The 16,281-nt window shown below is 63.7% G+C and carries 15 protein-coding genes; 2 read left to right on the forward strand and 13 right to left on the reverse strand.

What is annotated here, in order from left to right:
• Nucleotides 1-111 precede the first annotated feature (111 nt).
• The 4 genes from ACIPZC_RS15800 to ACIPZC_RS15815 all read right to left on the reverse strand — a co-directional run bounded on the left by ACIPZC_RS15800 (nucleotide 112) and on the right by ACIPZC_RS15815 (nucleotide 3,763).
• Nucleotides 112-282 carry a hypothetical protein gene (locus ACIPZC_RS15800; protein ID WP_241806894.1) on the reverse strand — a complete coding sequence of 57 codons (171 nt, stop codon included), beginning with the start codon at nucleotides 280-282 and terminating at the stop codon, nucleotides 112-114.
• 140 nt (nucleotides 283-422) lie between these two features.
• Complete coding sequence (locus ACIPZC_RS15805) at nucleotides 423-1,562, reverse strand: FUSC family protein (RefSeq protein ID WP_400627968.1); 1,140 nt, start codon at nucleotides 1,560-1,562, stop codon at nucleotides 423-425.
• A 135-nt stretch (nucleotides 1,563-1,697) separates the two neighbouring features.
• Nucleotides 1,698-2,705 (reverse strand): zinc-binding alcohol dehydrogenase family protein, encoded by a 1,008-nt coding sequence (locus tag ACIPZC_RS15810; RefSeq protein WP_400627970.1) that lies wholly within the window; start codon nucleotides 2,703-2,705, stop codon nucleotides 1,698-1,700.
• Between the two features lie 137 nt (nucleotides 2,706-2,842).
• On the reverse strand, nucleotides 2,843-3,763 hold the full coding sequence (locus ACIPZC_RS15815) for a bestrophin family protein (RefSeq protein WP_400627972.1): 921 nt from the start codon (nucleotides 3,761-3,763) through the stop codon (nucleotides 2,843-2,845).
• A gap of 171 nt (nucleotides 3,764-3,934) precedes the next feature.
• Here ACIPZC_RS15815 and ACIPZC_RS15820 point away from each other — a divergent pair, with 171 nt between their 5' ends.
• Nucleotides 3,935-6,004: a PAS domain-containing protein gene (locus ACIPZC_RS15820; protein ID WP_400627974.1), complete on the forward strand. Its 2,070-nt coding sequence runs from the start codon at nucleotides 3,935-3,937 to the stop codon at nucleotides 6,002-6,004.
• 63 nt (nucleotides 6,005-6,067) lie between these two features.
• On the opposite strand, the gene ACIPZC_RS15825 is transcribed toward ACIPZC_RS15820, so the two are convergent.
• The 5 genes from ACIPZC_RS15825 to ACIPZC_RS15845 form a co-directional block, all read right to left on the reverse strand.
• Nucleotides 6,068-6,622, reverse strand: a complete 555-nt coding sequence (locus ACIPZC_RS15825; RefSeq protein WP_400627976.1) for a membrane integrity-associated transporter subunit PqiC — start codon at nucleotides 6,620-6,622, stop codon at nucleotides 6,068-6,070.
• A gap of 17 nt (nucleotides 6,623-6,639) precedes the next feature.
• Nucleotides 6,640-8,295, reverse strand: a complete 1,656-nt coding sequence (locus ACIPZC_RS15830) for an intermembrane transport protein PqiB (RefSeq protein ID WP_400627978.1) — start codon at nucleotides 8,293-8,295, stop codon at nucleotides 6,640-6,642.
• Nucleotides 8,276-8,920 carry a paraquat-inducible protein A gene (locus ACIPZC_RS15835; protein WP_241806901.1) on the reverse strand — a complete coding sequence of 215 codons (645 nt, stop codon included), beginning with the start codon at nucleotides 8,918-8,920 and terminating at the stop codon, nucleotides 8,276-8,278. Before ACIPZC_RS15835 ends, ACIPZC_RS15830 begins: the two co-directional genes overlap by 20 nt.
• A complete protein-coding gene (locus tag ACIPZC_RS15840) occupies nucleotides 8,917-9,513 on the reverse strand; it encodes a paraquat-inducible protein A (protein WP_400628278.1) in 597 nt (198 codons plus the stop codon). Before ACIPZC_RS15840 ends, ACIPZC_RS15835 begins: the two co-directional genes overlap by 4 nt.
• Nucleotides 9,514-9,692: 179 nt before the next feature.
• Entirely contained in the window at nucleotides 9,693-11,345 is a 1,653-nt protein-coding gene (locus ACIPZC_RS15845; protein ID WP_400627980.1) for a mechanosensitive ion channel family protein, read from the reverse strand.
• A 189-nt stretch (nucleotides 11,346-11,534) separates the two neighbouring features.
• Between ACIPZC_RS15845 and ACIPZC_RS15850 the strand changes: the two genes are divergently transcribed.
• On the forward strand, nucleotides 11,535-12,152 hold the full coding sequence (locus tag ACIPZC_RS15850; RefSeq protein WP_400627982.1) for a dTMP kinase: 618 nt from the start codon (nucleotides 11,535-11,537) through the stop codon (nucleotides 12,150-12,152).
• A 12-nt stretch (nucleotides 12,153-12,164) separates the two neighbouring features.
• Here ACIPZC_RS15850 and ACIPZC_RS15855 read toward each other — a convergent pair whose 3' ends face one another.
• The 4 genes from ACIPZC_RS15855 to ACIPZC_RS15870 form a co-directional block, all read right to left on the reverse strand.
• Nucleotides 12,165-13,109 (reverse strand): PDR/VanB family oxidoreductase, encoded by a 945-nt coding sequence (locus tag ACIPZC_RS15855; RefSeq protein WP_400627984.1) that lies wholly within the window; start codon nucleotides 13,107-13,109, stop codon nucleotides 12,165-12,167.
• Complete coding sequence (locus ACIPZC_RS15860; protein ID WP_400627986.1) at nucleotides 13,106-14,536, reverse strand: amidohydrolase family protein; 1,431 nt, start codon at nucleotides 14,534-14,536, stop codon at nucleotides 13,106-13,108. The genes ACIPZC_RS15855 and ACIPZC_RS15860 overlap by 4 nt, the downstream gene beginning before the upstream one ends.
• Before the next feature lie 16 nt (nucleotides 14,537-14,552).
• On the reverse strand, nucleotides 14,553-15,281 hold the full coding sequence (locus ACIPZC_RS15865; protein ID WP_400628280.1) for an ABC transporter permease: 729 nt from the start codon (nucleotides 15,279-15,281) through the stop codon (nucleotides 14,553-14,555).
• Between the two features lie 111 nt (nucleotides 15,282-15,392).
• Complete coding sequence (locus ACIPZC_RS15870) at nucleotides 15,393-16,247, reverse strand: ABC transporter ATP-binding protein (protein ID WP_400627988.1); 855 nt, start codon at nucleotides 16,245-16,247, stop codon at nucleotides 15,393-15,395.
• Nucleotides 16,248-16,281 lie beyond the last annotated feature (34 nt).

The following is a 16,281-nucleotide window of genomic DNA, read 5'->3' on the forward strand; positions in this document are numbered from 1 at the left end:
ACCTTGGCGTTGCAGAGGTTTCGGCGGCTATCGCCCAAATTGCCATCAACGGGTGCCGGCGCAATGGCGTGGGTGTGCAGGCTTGGGCCAAGGGCGCCGGGGCGGGTTGACCTACGCCTGGAAGTCCGATGGGTTGGGCGCATCATTGAGTGCATCCTGGCGGATGTCGAGATATACGGCCGCTCCACATACGCCGAGCAGGCCTACCGAGGCGATCACGATGTCGCCCAGCAGCATGCCGGCGAGCAGGGTCAACAAACTCAGCCTACAGAACAGCGCCATGGCCACCTCCTTGGCAATTGGGATGCGCGATGCCCCGTACCCTATCGCCTGAGGCCCAGGGATGCAGCCTTGCCTGCTGGTTGTGGCAAGCCTGGCGCCTGCTTTGGCAGAACGAGCGCCTTCGGGGCGCGAACGGTGGTTCACCTGCCTGATCTGGTGTCCGTTTTGCCCTGCGCGCGCAGGTGGACCAACAGGTTCGCCAGTTGCACTGCACCGATCAGGATGAAGCCGGCCACGATCCCTTCCAGGCGGATCAGCCCAGGTGCAGGGCTGGCATCGGCATAGGCGTCCGGCACCATCACCACCAGGTACACCAGCGCGAACTGAGTGCCGGCATAGGCGAAGGAGCGGTTGCTGTTCTCGATATGCCGGCCCAACAGCACCCCGATGCACATCATCAAGGTCATGGCCAGCCAGTTCGAACCCATCAACCCCAGTGCCAGCCAAGCGCACGCGGCGCCGGCAGCACAGCCGATCAGGCGATGGATATTGCGCAGGGTCACTGCCTTGCTGCCAGGCACCAGCGCGGCTGGCGGCACCATCATCACCGCCATGATGGTAATGGCTGCCTGGCTCAGCCCCTCGACGGCGAGCCACTGGCCCAGCAGTGGAATCAGTGCCAGCGCAACGCCGGCCTGCAGGGCGTGCACCCGCATGCTGCGGGTAACCTTGGCGGGCAGGGCCGCCTTGGCAAGCGGGGCGTGCGCTGTGACGGCAGGCAACGCGCGCCTCACTGTGTGGCCAGAGAGCATCGCCACGAACCAGCAGGCCAGGGTACCGCAGGCCACTTCTTCGATCCGGGTTCTGGCGAAGTACAGCACGGCATCGGTGTCGTCGGCCTGCAGGCTCGCGATAGACACCATGGCGAAGGTAAGCCCGGTGAACAACCACGCATAACCATGGGCATAGCGGATGGCACACAGCAACGTGGCCGCACCGACCAGGCCGATGACCAGGCCAAGCCAGTGCCCGGGCAGCCCCGTGCGCGTCGCGAGTACGGCAGCGGCCATGGCGCCGGCCGCGGTGCCGATGATTCTCAGCCCGCCCCGATAGACAGTGTCGTGCAGGCTGGAGCGCATGACCATGTACCCACTGAACGCTGCCCAGCCGACATTGGCAACGCCCAGGTAGTGCGCCATGGCAATGGCCAACAGCACTGAAAGCAGGGTTTCCGCCTCGTCGACCAGGCGCTGGGGCAGCCGCTGTGGGGTGACGAACTCCGAACGTATGCCTTGGCAGAATTTCGCCAGGCCGTGCCAAGGTGAGTGTTGATCGGACATTGCAGTACCGTGACCATGTTCGACGGCGTGGCGCGACCTGCCACTGGCCCCTGAGCACAGGATAGGCCAGCAGCGGGCAGTGGTCGGTTTACCTAATCCCCCTGGGGTACTGCACTGTTGCCATTAACCGCTGCTTCAGAAGCCTTCCAGCACGATCTTTCCGCGGGCTTTGCCGCTTTCGAGCAGGGCATGGGCCCGCCGCAGGTTGTCAGCGTTGATGGCGCCGTAGTGCTCGCCCACGGTGGTCTTGAGCACACCCTCGTCGACCAGGGCCGACACGCGCTCGAGCAACTGATGCTGTTTGATCATGTCTTCGGTCGTGTACAGCGAACGGGTGAACATCAGCTCCCAGTGCAGCGACAATGACTTGCGTTTGAGCGGCACGACGTCCAGTTGGGCGGGGTCATCGATCAGCGCAAGCTTGCCTTGCGGCCGAAGCACTTCCACCAGTTGCGCCAGGTAAGTGTCGGTGTGCGTCAGGCTGATCACGTAATCGACGGGCTCCAGGGCGTGTTCTGCCAGTTGCTGGGGAATCGAAATGGTGTGATCGATCACATGGTGGGCACCCAGTTCGCTGACCCATTGCTGGGTTTGTGGGCGCGATGCCGTGCCGATCACGGTCAGCTGCGTGAGCTGCCTGGCCAGCTGCACCAGGATCGACCCAACGCCGCCACCGGCGCCAATGATCAGCAGGCTTTGCCCCTTGCCACCGTGCTGCTCAACGCCCAGGCGGTCGAACAGCAGTTCCCAGGCGGTGATGGACGTCAGCGGCAAGGCTGCGGCGCTGGCATTGTCCAGGCTGCGGGGTTTACGCCCGACGATGCGTTCATCTACCAGGTGGTACTCGCTGTAGCTGCCAGGGCGGTCGATGGCACCGGCATAGAACACCTCGTCACCGGGCTGGAACAGTGTCACCGCGTTGCCGACCTCGCGCACGATACCGACCGCATCCCAGCCCAGCACCTGGGGTTGGTCGGCGCTGCGCGAGGCCCTTACCTTGGTGTCCACTGGGTTGACCGCAATGGCCTTGACCTCGACCAGCAGGTCGCGGGCACCTGGGGTGGGCTTGGGCAGATCGGCCTCGTACAGCGACTGCGGGTCCTGAATCGGCAAACCGGGTTGGGTGAAAACAATGGCCTTCATTGCCATGACCTCGTTAGGGGAAGGAGTGCTGCTCAGGCTATCTGCATTGTGTTGAGTCAAAAACAGGGGCAATCGGATAAGACTTTCACTTTTACGGTGAAAATCAGCCGCGCCGCGCCTGTTTCGGTCGGCGTGGCTCAAAGCCTCTGCAGCGCCGGGGCTGGCTCGTGACACAGCGACAGCACCCCGCGTTCCGGCGAGTTGAACATCGACTTGAGATTGCTTTCGATATTGCGGCAAAAGTCTTCGGTACGGATGCGGTGCTGGCTGTTGCCGAACGGCGCCTGAAGGTCCGTGCCGATCCGTTCCATGGCCAGCAGCATGCAGCCCACGACCGTCGATACGACCGGTGTGAACCAGCCTAAGGTTGGAACCAGGCTCAGCGGCATGATGATGCAGAACAGCGTGCCAAACAGCCTGGGGAAATACACATAAGGGTAGGGCAGCGGTGTATTGGCGATACGCTCCATACCGCCTTGCCAGTTCGACAGGTCTACCAGGGTCGACTCGATGCGCGCCAGCCTGATGCTGTCCAGGCGGCCTTCGTTGAACTCGTGCGTGATCAGTTCTGCCGAACCGCTGAGAATGTCGTTGGGCAAATTGCTGGACCCGGCCAGGCGGGCCCGTTCACTTTCAGTGAGCAAAGCGCCCAGCGCTTCGGGGTTTCTGTCGCCGCCCAGGTGCATGCGCAGGGCATGCAGATAAGCCACATGCCGGCGCATGAGCTGGGCTTTGACCGGGTTCAGCCCCTGGGTGTCTTCGATGAGGGTAAGCACCTGCCGGCCCAGGCTGCGCGAGCTGTTGACCATCGAGCCCCACAGCGTCCTGGCCTCCCACCAGCGATTGTACGCACTGGAGTTGCGAAAGCTGATGAGCACCACCAGCGCGGAGCACAACAGCGTCAGGGGCATCAGCGGAAGCTCGAACCCGTAGCCTGTGACCAGCATGGCATCGAGGGTAACGGCCACGTCCCACAGCAGTAGCCACAGCAGCGACCACCCGACGTATGTGACCGTCCTGGCCAGGCATTTCCATTTCATATCCAGTGCGTGGGTCATGGCACAACTCCTTGTAAGCCCTTTGAAGACGGGCGAAAGCGCCTTTGCTGGGGACAGGTTAAGGTGCCAGACTTAAGCGCAGCTTAATCTTGAGCTTGAGCATGGTGGAGCCTTCCGGCGCTTGGCGCAGGTGTGCGACCATGGCCGACGGTTGCCACTGAGAGACAGGTTATGGATCGCGAAAGTCCTGGCATTTACAGCCCTACTGGCGCGTCTGCAGCGCAGAACCAGGAACATGCGTTTCCAACCAATACTGCAGAGCGATTGCAGTTGGCGCTCGATGCAGGTGCGATCATCGGCACCTGGTTATGGGATATCCCCAACAACCAGGTCACAGCCGATGAGCGCTTCTCCCGATCCTTTGGGCTGCCGGCAGACAGGTGCATGGCGGGCATACCGATCGAAGAAGCGTTCGCCTCCATTCACCCGCACGACCGTGAGCGAGTCTGGGCAGACATCCAGCAAGCGATGGACCGTGGTGGGGCATTCAGGTGCGAGTACCGGGTACGTCACGACGATGGCGGCTACAGATGGGTCGAGGCCAATGGCCGCGCAGAGCTCGACCTGCACGGTGTGGCTGTGCGCTTCCCTGGCATACTCATGGATATCGAGTCACGGCGCTCGGCAGAGGCTGAGCGCGACAGGATGTCGGCCCTTTTGCGAACATTCACGGCAGCGGTGCCCGGGGTTGTCTATGCCAAGGACCTGGCAGGGCGCATGTTGGTGGCCAACCATGGTGCCACGCAACTGATCGGCAAGCCGCCGGAGTTCTACCTGGGCAAGACCGATGTCGAGTTCCTGGAGGACAAAGCCCAGGCTCGCCAGGTGATGGAGACAGATCAGCGCATCATGCACGGCGGTGTGGCCGAGCAGATCGAGGAGCGGGTCGACATGCCCGATGGCTCGGCGACCTACTGGCTGTCCATCAAGGCCCCGCTACTGAGCGACACCGGCGAAGTCATGGGCCTGATCGGGTCCTCCATCGATGTCACTGCCCGCAAAAATGCTGAAGCCAAGTTGCGTGAGCTCAACCGTACGCTGGAAGCACGCATCGAGGAAGCCGTTGCCGAGCGCGAAGCGGCCCAGGCGGCGCTGCGTCAGTCGCAGAAGATGGAAGCGGTCGGGCAACTGACCGGGGGGATTGCCCACGACTTCAACAACCTGCTGGCAGGCATCACCGGCAGCCTGGACCTGATCAAGCTGCGTTTGAACCAGGGGCGGGTCGCGGACGTGGAGCGTTACTTATCGGTAGCGCAGGGGGCTGCCCAGCGTGCTGCCTCACTGACACACCGCCTGCTGGCATTCTCGCGCCGCCAGACGTTGCTGCCTGAGCATACCGACGTGAATACCTTGATCAGCGATATGGAAGAGCTGATTCGTCGAACGGTCGGCCCCTCGATCAACCTGCGGGTGCAGCTCAATGCGCAGGCCAGCACGTGCCTGGTCGACCCGGCGCAAGTCGAAAATGCGCTGCTCAATCTCTGTATCAATAGCCGTGACGCCGGCGGCGGCGAGATATCCATCAGTACATTCGACAAGGTGCTGCAGCCAGGGCCGGACCTGGATCCGGAGCTGTCCCCCGGAACGTATCTGACAGTTTGCGTGGCTGACAATGGCATCGGTATGAATGCCGAAACACTCAGCCGCGCATTCGAGCCCTTTTTCACGACAAAGCCGGTCGGTGCGGGCACCGGGCTGGGCTTGTCGATGATCTATGGGTTCGCCAAACAGTCAGGGGGGCAGGTGAAGATCGAATCGCAGGAGAGCGCAGGCACCCGCGTGTACCTGCAGTTACCCAGCCAAGCCGCCCGTGCAGGCCAGGATGCGTCTGTACGAGCGCCAGTCAAGGCGCCGCCGGTGCTATCCGGAGCCACGGTCCTGGTGGTCGACGATGAGCCCTCGGTGCGGATGTTCGTCAGCGAAGCCTTGGGTAGCTGTGGCTATGTCGTGATTGAAGCGGCTGACAGCCTGGCGGGCTTGCAACTGCTGCGCTCGGATACGCGTATCGACCTGCTGGTGACGGACATCGGCCTGCCAGGTGGCATCGACGGCCGGCAGATGGCGCAGACGGGCCGCCTTTGCAGGCCTGGGCTGCCGGTGCTGTTCATGACCGGGTATGCGCAACCGCATGTACTGGACCAGGCCCCGATGGAAGCGCACACGGCAGTGCTGACAAAGCCGTTTGCACTCGAAGCGCTGTCGCTGAACGTCAATACGCTGCTTGGACATTCAAGCCGATAACGGCTGGACGCTGCTGTTGCACCTCACGGTTCAGCGCGTGCAGCACTTTTGCAACGGCGGTGATCAGCGCTCGACAGGGCAAGTGCTGTTCGTCGACGAAGCCGCTTGACTGATCAGTGCCACCAGGCGCTTGACGTTGGCTTGTTGGGCGATCACAACGTCATCGATGCTATTGCCGGCCGCCGTCTGCAAGGTGCTGCGGCACGTCAGCTGGGCATCGGCGCCGCGTGCTCGCAAGCGCCAGCGTGCGTCCAGCAGGGCATACTGCCCGGGCACCGAATCGAACCGTTGCACATCCACCCGCAGTGACAGCTTGCGCGCAGGGCGGGTGTTGCTCAATTGGTCGATCAAGGCGCTGCGCAGCTCATCCACCAGGGTGGCGCCCCACCACTGCGTCTCGAGGATGGCCAGGCTGCTATTACCTTGACGGATCACCAGTTGGGGCCGGTCGACCTGGGGCGGCACGCTGACACTTTCAAGCAGGATTTCGTCCGTGGCGGCGTGGGAGGACGGCGCGGGCATCGCCGGGGTGAGGGTATGGAACTGGATAGGGTCACTGCGGCAGGCGCCCAATGCCATCAGCGCGACCAGCAGGGTAATCCTTGGCAACGGTGTCATGCTCAACACTCCTGTGGTCAATTGCGTGGCGGCCCTTGCAGGTCCATCGGCGCGGCGTTGTCCGGGCGGCCACGCAGCAGGGACTCAGGGTTCCGGCCCAGGTAATCGGCGAGCTCGCGCAGCGAGCGCGACATACGACTGAGCTCGTCCAGGGTCTGCGTCAGTTGTTCCCGCTGGGGCGAATCTTCTGCCAGCGTCGCGTTGGCAGATTTCAGCGTGCTGCTGACTTCGGCCAAAGTGCCTTGCACCCCGGGCAATGTCTTGCCGTTGAATTGTTTCAGGCTCTTGCGCAGCTCGACCAGGTTGGCGTCCAGGTTGCTGGCAATACGTTCCAGCGGCAGCCGGTTGACCTTGTCTACCATGGTCTGCAACTGCTCTTGCAGCAGCTCCAGGCTGCCAGGAATGGTCGGGATCATCACCGGTCGGGCAGTAGGGTCGAATGCCGCTTTCGGCGCTTTGGGGAAGAAATCCAGGGCGATGTACAGCTGGCCCGTGAGCAGGTTGCCACTGCGTGCCTGGGCTCGCAGGCCGTTGTCGATGAACGTCCCCATCAGTTTGGCGGCGGAGGCTTCGTCATTAGGATCGTGCTGCAGGGCCTTGAGCATCTTCTCGTGCGCGCGCCCCAAGCGCTGGGGGTAGATCACGATGCCGACGTTGACCGGGAAGCTGCGCTGTTTCTCATCGAAGTCAAGGTTCACCGAGACCACGCGGCCAATCTCCACGCCCAGAAACTCTACCGGTGCCCCCACCTTCAGCCCGCGCATCGCCTGGTCGAAGCGCAGTGCCAGGTACTGCGCCTTGCCGGCGGGCGGTGCCAGCGCGCTGGCCTGGTCGGCGAACAGCTCGAAGCGCTGGTCTTCGCTGGCGGCGCTGTCATTGGGGTTGTAGTCCGGTGCACGGAAGGCGATGCCCCCGACCAGAATGGAAGACAGCGATTCGGTCTTCAGCGCGAAGCCATTGGCGCCGACGTCTATGTCAATGCCACTGGCGTTCCAGAAGCGGGTGTTGGCGGTCACGAAGGCATCGTTGGGCGCGTGGACGAAGATCTCTACATCAACCCCTCTGCCATCCTTGTCCAGGGCGTAGGCGACCACCTGGCCGACCGGGATCTTGCGGAAATACACCGGGGAGCCGATGTCCAGTGAGCCCAGGTCCTGGGTGTGCAGGGTGAAATGCTTGCCGGGCTCGCCGTAGGTGATGGCGGGCGGGTTTTCGAGGCCGGTGAAATGTTTGACGCGGGTGTTGGACTGGCCGATGTCGGCGCCGATGTAATCGCCCGAGAGCAGGGTGTCTATGCCCGACACGCCGCCGGCACCGATCCGTGGGCGGACCACCCAGAATTTCGAGTCCTCACGGGTGAAGCCTTCGGCCTGCTTGTCGAGCTTGACGGTGGCGTTTACGTTCTTCTGGTCGTTGCTGAGTGCGACCTCGGTCACGTGGCCGATCACGACGTTGCGATAGCGCACTTCGGTCTTGTTGGCTGCAAGCCCGGCACCGGTCTTGAAGGTGAGGGTAATGGTCGGGCCTTCCTGCATGAGGTTGTGCACCACCAGCGAGAGGCCCACAAGCACTGCCACGATCGGCACGATCCACACCAGTGAAAAGCTGAACCGACGGGTCTTGACCGGTGCCTTGCCCGGCACGGCTGGGCTGTCATTGCTGGATGGGTTCATCCATGAGCTCCTTGTCAGGTGGCGTGTCCCAGATCAGACGGGGGTCGAAACTCATCGCAGAAAGCATGGTGAACACCACCACCAGGCCAAAGAACAGAATGCCGGGGCGCGGCTCGATATCGCCCAGCGCCTGGAACTTCACCAGCGCCGCAACCAGGGCAACGACCAGCACATCGAGCATCGACCAATAGCCGATCAGCTCAACGAACCGGTAGAGCTTGGAGCGCTGCTGTTGCGCCCAATGGCTGCCACGCTGGACCGTGATCAACAACATCGACAATGCCATGAACTTCACGCCTGGTACGGCGATGCTGGCAATGAAGATGATCAGCGCGATATCCCAGGCGCCGTGCTCCCAGAACTCGATCACGCCGCTCATGATGGTGCTGTCGGCACCGCTGCCGAGCATGGTGGTGTTCATCACCGGCAGCACGTTGGCCGGTATGTAGAAGGCAAGCGCCGCGAGAAGGTAGGCCCAGGTACGGCCCAGGGAATTGGTCTTGCGCCGATGCAAGGGGGCGTCACAACGGGGGCACCGATGCGGTTCGTCGCGCATGTCGCAGGCAAGCCCACAACTGTGGCACAGGCACAGGTTGAGTTCGCTGGCGGTTGGCGGCCTGTTCATGGCATATCCCACAGGTCGCGGATGTCCCGGCCGGCAATGCGGATCATCAGCAGGCTCAGGGCGGCCAGTGCGAGCAGGCCGATGCCCGGCAGCACATCGAGCATCCCGGCGAGCTTGAACACCGCCACCATCGCGCCGAGCAGGCACACTTCCAGCATGCTCCAGGGGCGCAGTGTCTCCAGCCAGCGCATGCACAGCTTGAATGCTGGTGAGCGGCGGGCGGCAAGGGCGTAACCCAGGACCCAGATGAGCAGAAGCAGTTGGAATGCCGGGGCGATGATGATCGAGATGGCCGCGACCATGGCCATGAACGTGATCGGCCCCTGGCTCAGTGCCAATACCGAATCCCACAACGTGGCGCTGTTCTTCAGGCCCTTCAGGCTGATGCTCATCACTGGATAGAAGTTGGCGAACAACCACAGCACCGCGGCCGTGAGCGTGAGCGCCAGGCGTTGCTCCACCGTCAGGCCATTGTGCCGCTGCAGCACACCGCCACAGCGGGCGCACAAGGTCTTCTGATGCTTGGCGAGCAGTGCTTTCTCGTACACGCAGTCGCAGTGCTCGCAGATGATCAATTGCTCTGTCGGGGGCATCATGACGCTCTGGTCAACTGAGGGCAGGCCTTTGTGAATATAGAAGCGCTGCTGTATTAGGCAAATGTTGTGCGAACAATCTGTAAATCCATGGGCCAGCGCATTCAGCCGGGTCTGTAGCTGCCTTTGCCCGATAGCACCGCTGGCGGCCTGCGGGCCGGTGAGCATTGCCCTGAGGCTCAGCTGACCGGGCCTTGTTCAGGGGGTTGGGGGCTGGCCGGGGCGGTATGCCACTGCTCTTTGGGTACCCATTTGGCCTGCTCGGGGTCACCCAGGTAGTGCGGGGACATGATCTGCACCCCATATTCGTTGAACACGTCCTGAATGTTGGCGTGCAACAGGCTCAGCAGCAGCGCGCGCGGCCTGGGCTCAGCGGGAACGGCCTGCGCGACCAGGCGGTATTCGGGGTAGAAATCCGAGAGAGCCGTCTGGAACACCTGTGGCCTGGGGTCCTGGAGTACGCCGTCGGTGCGCCGTGCCGCTTCCAGCAACATGGCCTCCACCTGTCGCCAAGGCGTGTCGTAGCCGATGGTCACAACCGTGTCCACGACATAGCCTTGCCCTTGCACGATACGCGAGTAGTTCTTGGTCACCGCCCCTGTAATCATGGAGTTGGGCAGCGTCAGGACTTCGCCGAGCCCGGTTCTGATCGTCGTGGTGAACATCCCCACTTCGGTCACTGTGCCTTCGTATTCGCCCACCCGGACGAACTCGCCGGCCCGAAGGGTACGGGTGTAGGTCAGGATCAAACCGGCTGCGCCCTGGCCGATGACGCTGGTCGCCCCCAGTGAAATCATCAAACCGATCAACACCGACAGCCCTTTGAAGGCATCGGTGCCTGAACCTGGCAGATACGGGTAAGCCATCACCAGCGCGAACAGCCAGATGGCCAGCGAGGTCAGGCGCATGGTGGGTTGCAGGGTTTCGGCGGTGAGCCAGGTCAATGTGCCCGGGCGGGCCATGCGCCGCAGCACACGCTTGGAAAAGGCGCTGATGCCACGGGCGATGAAGAAGATCGAGATGGCCACGGCAAGGCCCGGCATGGCACGCAGAATGCCGCTGACCAGGTACCTGAACAGTTCCATCAAGTGGATATTCAGGCTTTCGCCCCAGGAGCGGGTGTAGGGGAACTGCGACAGCACGAACCCCAGCCACTGGTAACAGAGCAGCAGCACGATCAACCAATACAACAGCCACAGTGAGCGGTCGATCAGGTAGTAGAGGTTCTGCAGATCGAACAGCGGCGTGTGCCCGACCTTGAAGCGCTCGGAGTGTTTGCCCATCAGGCGGGGCAACAGGCCCAGGAGCTTGCCGCGACCCAAACCTGCAGCCTTGAGCAGCAGGACGAACACCAAGGTGGCGGCCGCCGAGTAGCCCACCGCCGTCAACAGGAACTTCAGGCTGCGTGCCTGGCGGGTTTCCTCGACCACCAGGCGCAGGTTTTCGGCAGCACGTTCGGCAGCCTCGTTTGGCGTGATGGCGTCGGCTGCGGCATCGAGCGGTGTGACGATGAAGGCGCGACGGCCCCCCAGCAACACCAGATAACTGTTCAGGATAGGGTCGGTCCTGACTTGCAGGTCGTTGTCTTCCTGCAGGGTTTCTTCGATCAGGCTCTTTGCGCGCTGGGCGCGCGCCTTGGGCGTTTCGCCCAGCAAGGTAGAACGAAAGACGAAAACCGTGCGGTTGATGACCGTGAGCGCGGCTGGCTCGGCAATGACGCCCTCGACACCTGTGGCGGGCTGCTCGCCGTCGGCGTTAACGAGGGGAGAGACCATCATGTACAACCCCAGAATCAGCCAAGCCACCCGCCCAGACCAACGCTTGATCCCCATGCTTCACTCTCCGGCGCCTGCGTGCGAATTGTTTCCAGCATAGCCGGCTTCAGGCAACCCTCCGTGGCGTGCAGCAATCGGCTTCATCAAGCGGTGCAGGGACGTCACCACGCTGTAGAATGCTCACCTCTGCCTTCGCCAAGGAATCAAGATGCCGTTGCACCCTATGCCCACCGTAAGCGCCGCTTCATGAGCCGTTCGCTGTTCGTCTCCATGGACGGGCCCAAGGGCACCGGCAAAACCACATTGTTGGAGTCCGTCACCCAGGCACTGCGGGCTGACGGGCTGAAAGTCATCCGCATCTGCGAGCGAAAGAGCGACCCCTACAGGGGTGAAACCATGGCACTGGTCAACCAGTTCGTCAGAAACCCCAGCCCGGAACTTGAGCTGGCGATCTGTGAGCGCTTTGCCCAGAGCCGTGCGTGGATATCCCGGCACGTGCTGGCCAGGCAGCCGCCGGACAGCATCATCCTGATCGACCGCTGGTACCCTTCGGACGCTGCCTTTCGCCGGCTGATCCCGTTCCCTGGGATTCTGCGCCTGAACACCGCTTGTGATGTGCGCATACCCGACCTGCATGTGGGGGTGGTCACCGCCCCGGCTATTTCATGGGCGAGGGCGACGGCACGCACGCGCGGGTTGAGCAGCACGGTGATGCACAGGTTCGAAGAGCATGTGGCCTGTACCCAGGCCTTCGAGCGAGCCGTTGCAGACAACGGCTGGCTGATGTGCCGCAATGAAGGGACGATCGAAGACGCTACGCTGCAGGTGGTTTCAGCGATTCACCGCGTGCTTCGACGCCCTTAGTGTGTGCAGCTTTCAGGCGTCGAGCACCAGGCGCGAAGAGCGCGCCCCTGAGACGCACGGCGTGATCCATTCCCCGCTGCTGCGTTGAGCGTCGCTCAGGCACTCGTCACGGTGCTCTGGCGTGCCCTCGAGGACCCGGCACATGCACGCGCCGCAAATGCCCATGCCGCACGAGATGGGCAGGTCCACCCCGACCCGCGCAGCAGCTTGCAACAGGCTCTCGCCCGTTTGTACCTGCACCTCATGCCCGCTGCGCTGCAACACCAGTGTGCAGCTGGAATGGGTTACGGCGGTGGGCTCGCCGGGCTTGAAGTGCTCGCGGTACAGGGCCGATGCTGGCCAGCCCTGGTTGAGAGCGGCGTGCTCCACACTGTCCATGAACCCTGCGGGCCCGCAGCAATACACGCTGGCGTGGGGCTGCCAAACGGGCAACAGCTCGCTCAAGGCTTGCTTGATCTGCGCAGCGCGCAAGCCGCTGAATACTTCGATGGGCAGGCCCTGGCGCTGGACCAGCGGCAGCGGGTGCGCGTCACGGGTGAAATACAGCAGGCGCACCGCGCGCCCTTGGGCCAGGCATTGGCGGTACATCGGCAGCAGGGGCGTGATGCCGATGCCGGCCGCCAGCAATACCACTGAGCCTGTCCCCGGTTGCAGGGCAAACTGGTTGCGCGGGGCGCCGACCTCGATCCGTGCACCCAGGCGCAGGTGCTCGTGCAGCCACTGTGAACCGCCGCGTGACGCAGGCTCACGCTTGATGCCTAGGTACAGATGGCCCTCTTCGGGCAGGCTGACCACCGAATACTGGCGGACCATGCCGTTGCCCAAACGCAGGTCGACATGGGCGCCGGCTGCCCAGCTCAGCGGCAGCGGCGCGCCGCCCGGCGTGCCGAGCTCGACACCCAGCACGTCATCAGCTTCCAGGCGCAAGGCGCGTACTTGCAATGAGGTCCAGCTCATGCGCGCACCCCCGCAGCGCGCTGCAGGCGCAGCACGGCCTCACGGGCCTGGCTACCGAGTTCGGCGAGGTCCAGGCCAGGGATCGTGTCGTTGTCCACGCTCAGGCGCCCACCTACCAACAAGGCCCGCAAGGTCGGCCGGCCACCCCCCACCACGGGCGCAATGCCCGGGTCATGCAAGCCGAAGTACCGCGGCTGGTCCAGGCGGTAGACTGCCAGGTCCGCGGCCATGCCAACCTGCAGCGTGCCAAGGGCGTTCAGCCCGAGCACCTGAGCACCACCGGCAGTGCCCCAACGCACCACGTCTTCCACGCTGGCGGCATGGGCGCCGCCTTCCAGCTCGCCGCCTGCATAGTCGGGCAACGCCCGCTCACCGGCCTTGGCCCGTTGCATCAACCAGGCGGCGTGGGTTTCGCTGATCATGTCGCAGGCTTCGTTGGAGGCTGCGCCGTCGACACCAATCGAGATCGGCATGCCGGCCGCTTCCATCGCCAGGATATCGGCGATGCCGCTGCCCAAACGCCCGTTGCTTTGCGGGCAGTGGGCAATGCCGGTACCGGTGGCGCCCAGCAGGCGGATTTCCTCGCGGCTGAGCTTGACCAGATGGGCGAACCACACGTCTGCGCCGAGCCACTCGTGCTCTGCGCAAAACGCCACCGGAGACAGGTTGTAGCGGCGCTGCACCTCGTTCTGGTACTCCACCGTTTCGCTCAGGTGGCTGTGCAGGCGGATGCCCAGCTGGCGTGCAGCGCGGGCGGTTTCGCGCAGGTGCTCTGGCGGCATCGAGTAAGGCGGGCTGGTGGGCGCCATCACCACCCGGCGCCAGGCGTCGGGGGCAGGGTCGTGGTAGGTGCGCACCAGCCGCCCGACGTCATCAAGGTACTGTTCGAGGGTTTCCGGGCCGGCACTGGCGGCGCCTTCGGCCTGGCGCACCTGGGTTGCGCCGCCTCGGCACAGCACGAAACGCAGGCCTAGCCGCTCTGCCTCCTCGAACAGAATCTGCGCGCTATCAAAGGCCATGCCTGGCAGGTACAGGTAATGATGATCAGCGACCATGCTGCAGCCGGAGCGGGCAAGCTCGACCAGGCCGATACGCGCGGCCAGGCGGAAGCTGTGCTCATCGAACAGGCCGCGGTAGCGATAGGGCACCGCGGCCAACCACGCCCCCAGGCTGTGATCGATGCCAGCCGGGATCCCTTTGAGCAGTGACTGGAACAGATGATGATGGGTATTCACCCAACCTGGGTAAACCACGCAGTCGGTGGCGTCGAGCACCTGCTCTGCGGCCAGCGGTTGCAAAGCGCCGAGGGCAGCGATGCGCCCTTGGCTGATACGGATGTCCGGCCCGGCGTGGCGGGCGGCTGCGCCGGGCCGGCCAGTGAGGATGGCACTGGCGTTGCGGATCAGCCAGCTGTCGGTAGGGTTCATGAGGGGCTCCAAGGGCTTAACCCAGTTCACTTTCGTGCCAGTGGCGCAGGCTCAAACGTGCCAGCAGGGCCATCAGGCTGAACAATGCGACGCCGGTCAGGGCGATCAGCACCAGGGCGGCGAACAGCCGCGGAATATTGAGCTGAAAGCCCGCTTGCAGGATCTGGTACGCCAGCCCGGCGCCGGTGCCCCCGGTGCCGGCCACGAATTCGGCCACCACAGCGCCGATCAATGCCAGGCCACTGGCAATGCGCAGGCCGGCGAAGAAGCACGGCAGGGCACTGGGAATACGCAGGCGCAGCAGCACCTGCCAACGGCTTGCGCGATTGAGGCGGAACAGGTTGAGCAGCCCTGGGTTGAGGCTGCGCAGGCCCAGCACAGTGTTGGCGATGATCGGAAATACCGCCACCAGAGTGGCGCAGATCACCAGCGCCAGGGTGGTGTCGCTGCACCAGATGATGATCAGCGGTGCAATCGCCACCACCGGCGTCACCTGCAGCAATATCGCGTAGGGGAACAGGCTGGCTTCCACCAGCCGGCTCTGTACGAACACGAATGCGGCCAGGGTACCGATGACCACTGCGAGGGCGAACGAGAGGAAGGTGATCTTCAGGGTCATCCACAGCGCAGCGAGCAGCATGGGCCCGTCGCTGATCAGCGTGCGGCCGATGTCGGCGGGTGATGGCACCAGGTAGACCGGTACTTGCCAGGCAATGCATGCCAGCTGCCAGAGGCCCAGCAGCACAGCGCCGACCAGCAGCGGCGAAGCGATGCGCAGCACCGTGGGGTTGTGTAGCCAGGGAGTAGAGTGTCGACTCATGTCAGGGCTCTCAAGTTGTGCTCTGAAGTTATGCGCTCAAGCAGGCTCGCCGTTGGCCTGGGCCAGCAGCCGGGACAGGTGGGCGCATTGGGCGATGAAGGCGGGGGAGGTGCGGTAGGCCTCATCCCGCTGCAGCGGGCCGTCGATGGGCACATCGGCGATCACCCGCCCGGGCCGGGCACCCATCACCACCACCCGCGATGACAGGTACACCGCCTCGAAGATGCTGTGGGTGACGAACACCACGGTCAGGTCGCGCTGGGCCCAGAGCTGGCGCAGGTCGCTGTCGAGCTTGTTACGGGTGAACTCGTCCAGGGCGCCGAACGGCTCGTCCATCAACAGCAGGTTGGGTTCGGTGGCCAACGCCCGGGCGATCGATGCGCGCATCTGCATGCCGCCCGACAACTCGCGGGGGTAGGCCTGGCCGAACGCGCCCAGGCCAACCAGCTCCAGCGCCGCCTGTACCTTGGGCTGGCTGTGGGCTTTGGGCATGCCGGCAAGGTCCAGCGGCAGGCGTACGTTGTCCTGCACCTTGGCCCAGGGCATCAAGGTCGCCTCCTGGAACACCATCGCCAGGCTGCGCCCCGCACCGGTGCCCAGTGGCTCGCTGCCAGGGGCATCCTTGCCCCACCAGCGCACGTGGCCTGCCGAGGGTTGTTCAAGGCCGGCGAACATCTTCAACAAGGTGCTTTTGCCGCAGCCTGACGGGCCCAGCAACGACACGAACTCGCCGCGCTGGATCGCCAGCTTGACGCGGTGCAGGGCGACGGTGCCGTTGCTGTAGGTCTTCTCGACCTGGTTGGCGAACAGCGGCGGATCGCCACCCAAGGCGTCGGCGTTGGGTGGCGCCTGCAGCTGGGCGCGGGTTTCGGATAGGGTCTGCATCAACATGGCGCTCTCCCATAAGGTCATGAGCGGTTGCATA

Origin of the sequence: Pseudomonas sp. NPDC089743, from assembly GCF_044748785.1 — a bacterium.
Taxonomy (GTDB): Bacteria; Pseudomonadota; Gammaproteobacteria; order Pseudomonadales; family Pseudomonadaceae; genus Aquipseudomonas; species Aquipseudomonas putida_X.

Coding starts and splice junctions, on each gene's coding strand:
- ACIPZC_RS15825 (WP_400627976.1), bottom strand. CDS start 6,622: ATGACACCGTTGCCAAGGATTACCCTGCTGGTCGCGCTGATGGCATTG.
- ACIPZC_RS15820 (WP_400627974.1), top strand. CDS start 3,935: ATGGATCGCGAAAGTCCTGGCATTTACAGCCCTACTGGCGCGTCTGCA.
- ACIPZC_RS15850 (WP_400627982.1), top strand. CDS start 11,535: ATGAGCCGTTCGCTGTTCGTCTCCATGGACGGGCCCAAGGGCACCGGC.
- ACIPZC_RS15840 (WP_400628278.1), bottom strand. CDS start 9,513: ATGCCCCCGACAGAGCAATTGATCATCTGCGAGCACTGCGACTGCGTG.
- ACIPZC_RS15855 (WP_400627984.1), bottom strand. CDS start 13,109: ATGAGCTGGACCTCATTGCAAGTACGCGCCTTGCGCCTGGAAGCTGAT.
- ACIPZC_RS15845 (WP_400627980.1), bottom strand. CDS start 11,345: ATGGGGATCAAGCGTTGGTCTGGGCGGGTGGCTTGGCTGATTCTGGGG.
- ACIPZC_RS15800 (WP_241806894.1), bottom strand. CDS start 282: ATGGCGCTGTTCTGTAGGCTGAGTTTGTTGACCCTGCTCGCCGGCATG.
- ACIPZC_RS15815 (WP_400627972.1), bottom strand. CDS start 3,763: ATGACCCACGCACTGGATATGAAATGGAAATGCCTGGCCAGGACGGTC.
- ACIPZC_RS15805 (WP_400627968.1), bottom strand. CDS start 1,562: ATGTCCGATCAACACTCACCTTGGCACGGCCTGGCGAAATTCTGCCAA.
- ACIPZC_RS15830 (WP_400627978.1), bottom strand. CDS start 8,295: ATGAACCCATCCAGCAATGACAGCCCAGCCGTGCCGGGCAAGGCACCG.
- ACIPZC_RS15870 (WP_400627988.1), bottom strand. CDS start 16,247: ATGTTGATGCAGACCCTATCCGAAACCCGCGCCCAGCTGCAGGCGCCA.
- ACIPZC_RS15860 (WP_400627986.1), bottom strand. CDS start 14,536: ATGAACCCTACCGACAGCTGGCTGATCCGCAACGCCAGTGCCATCCTC.
- ACIPZC_RS15835 (WP_241806901.1), bottom strand. CDS start 8,920: ATGAACAGGCCGCCAACCGCCAGCGAACTCAACCTGTGCCTGTGCCAC.
- ACIPZC_RS15810 (WP_400627970.1), bottom strand. CDS start 2,705: ATGAAGGCCATTGTTTTCACCCAACCCGGTTTGCCGATTCAGGACCCG.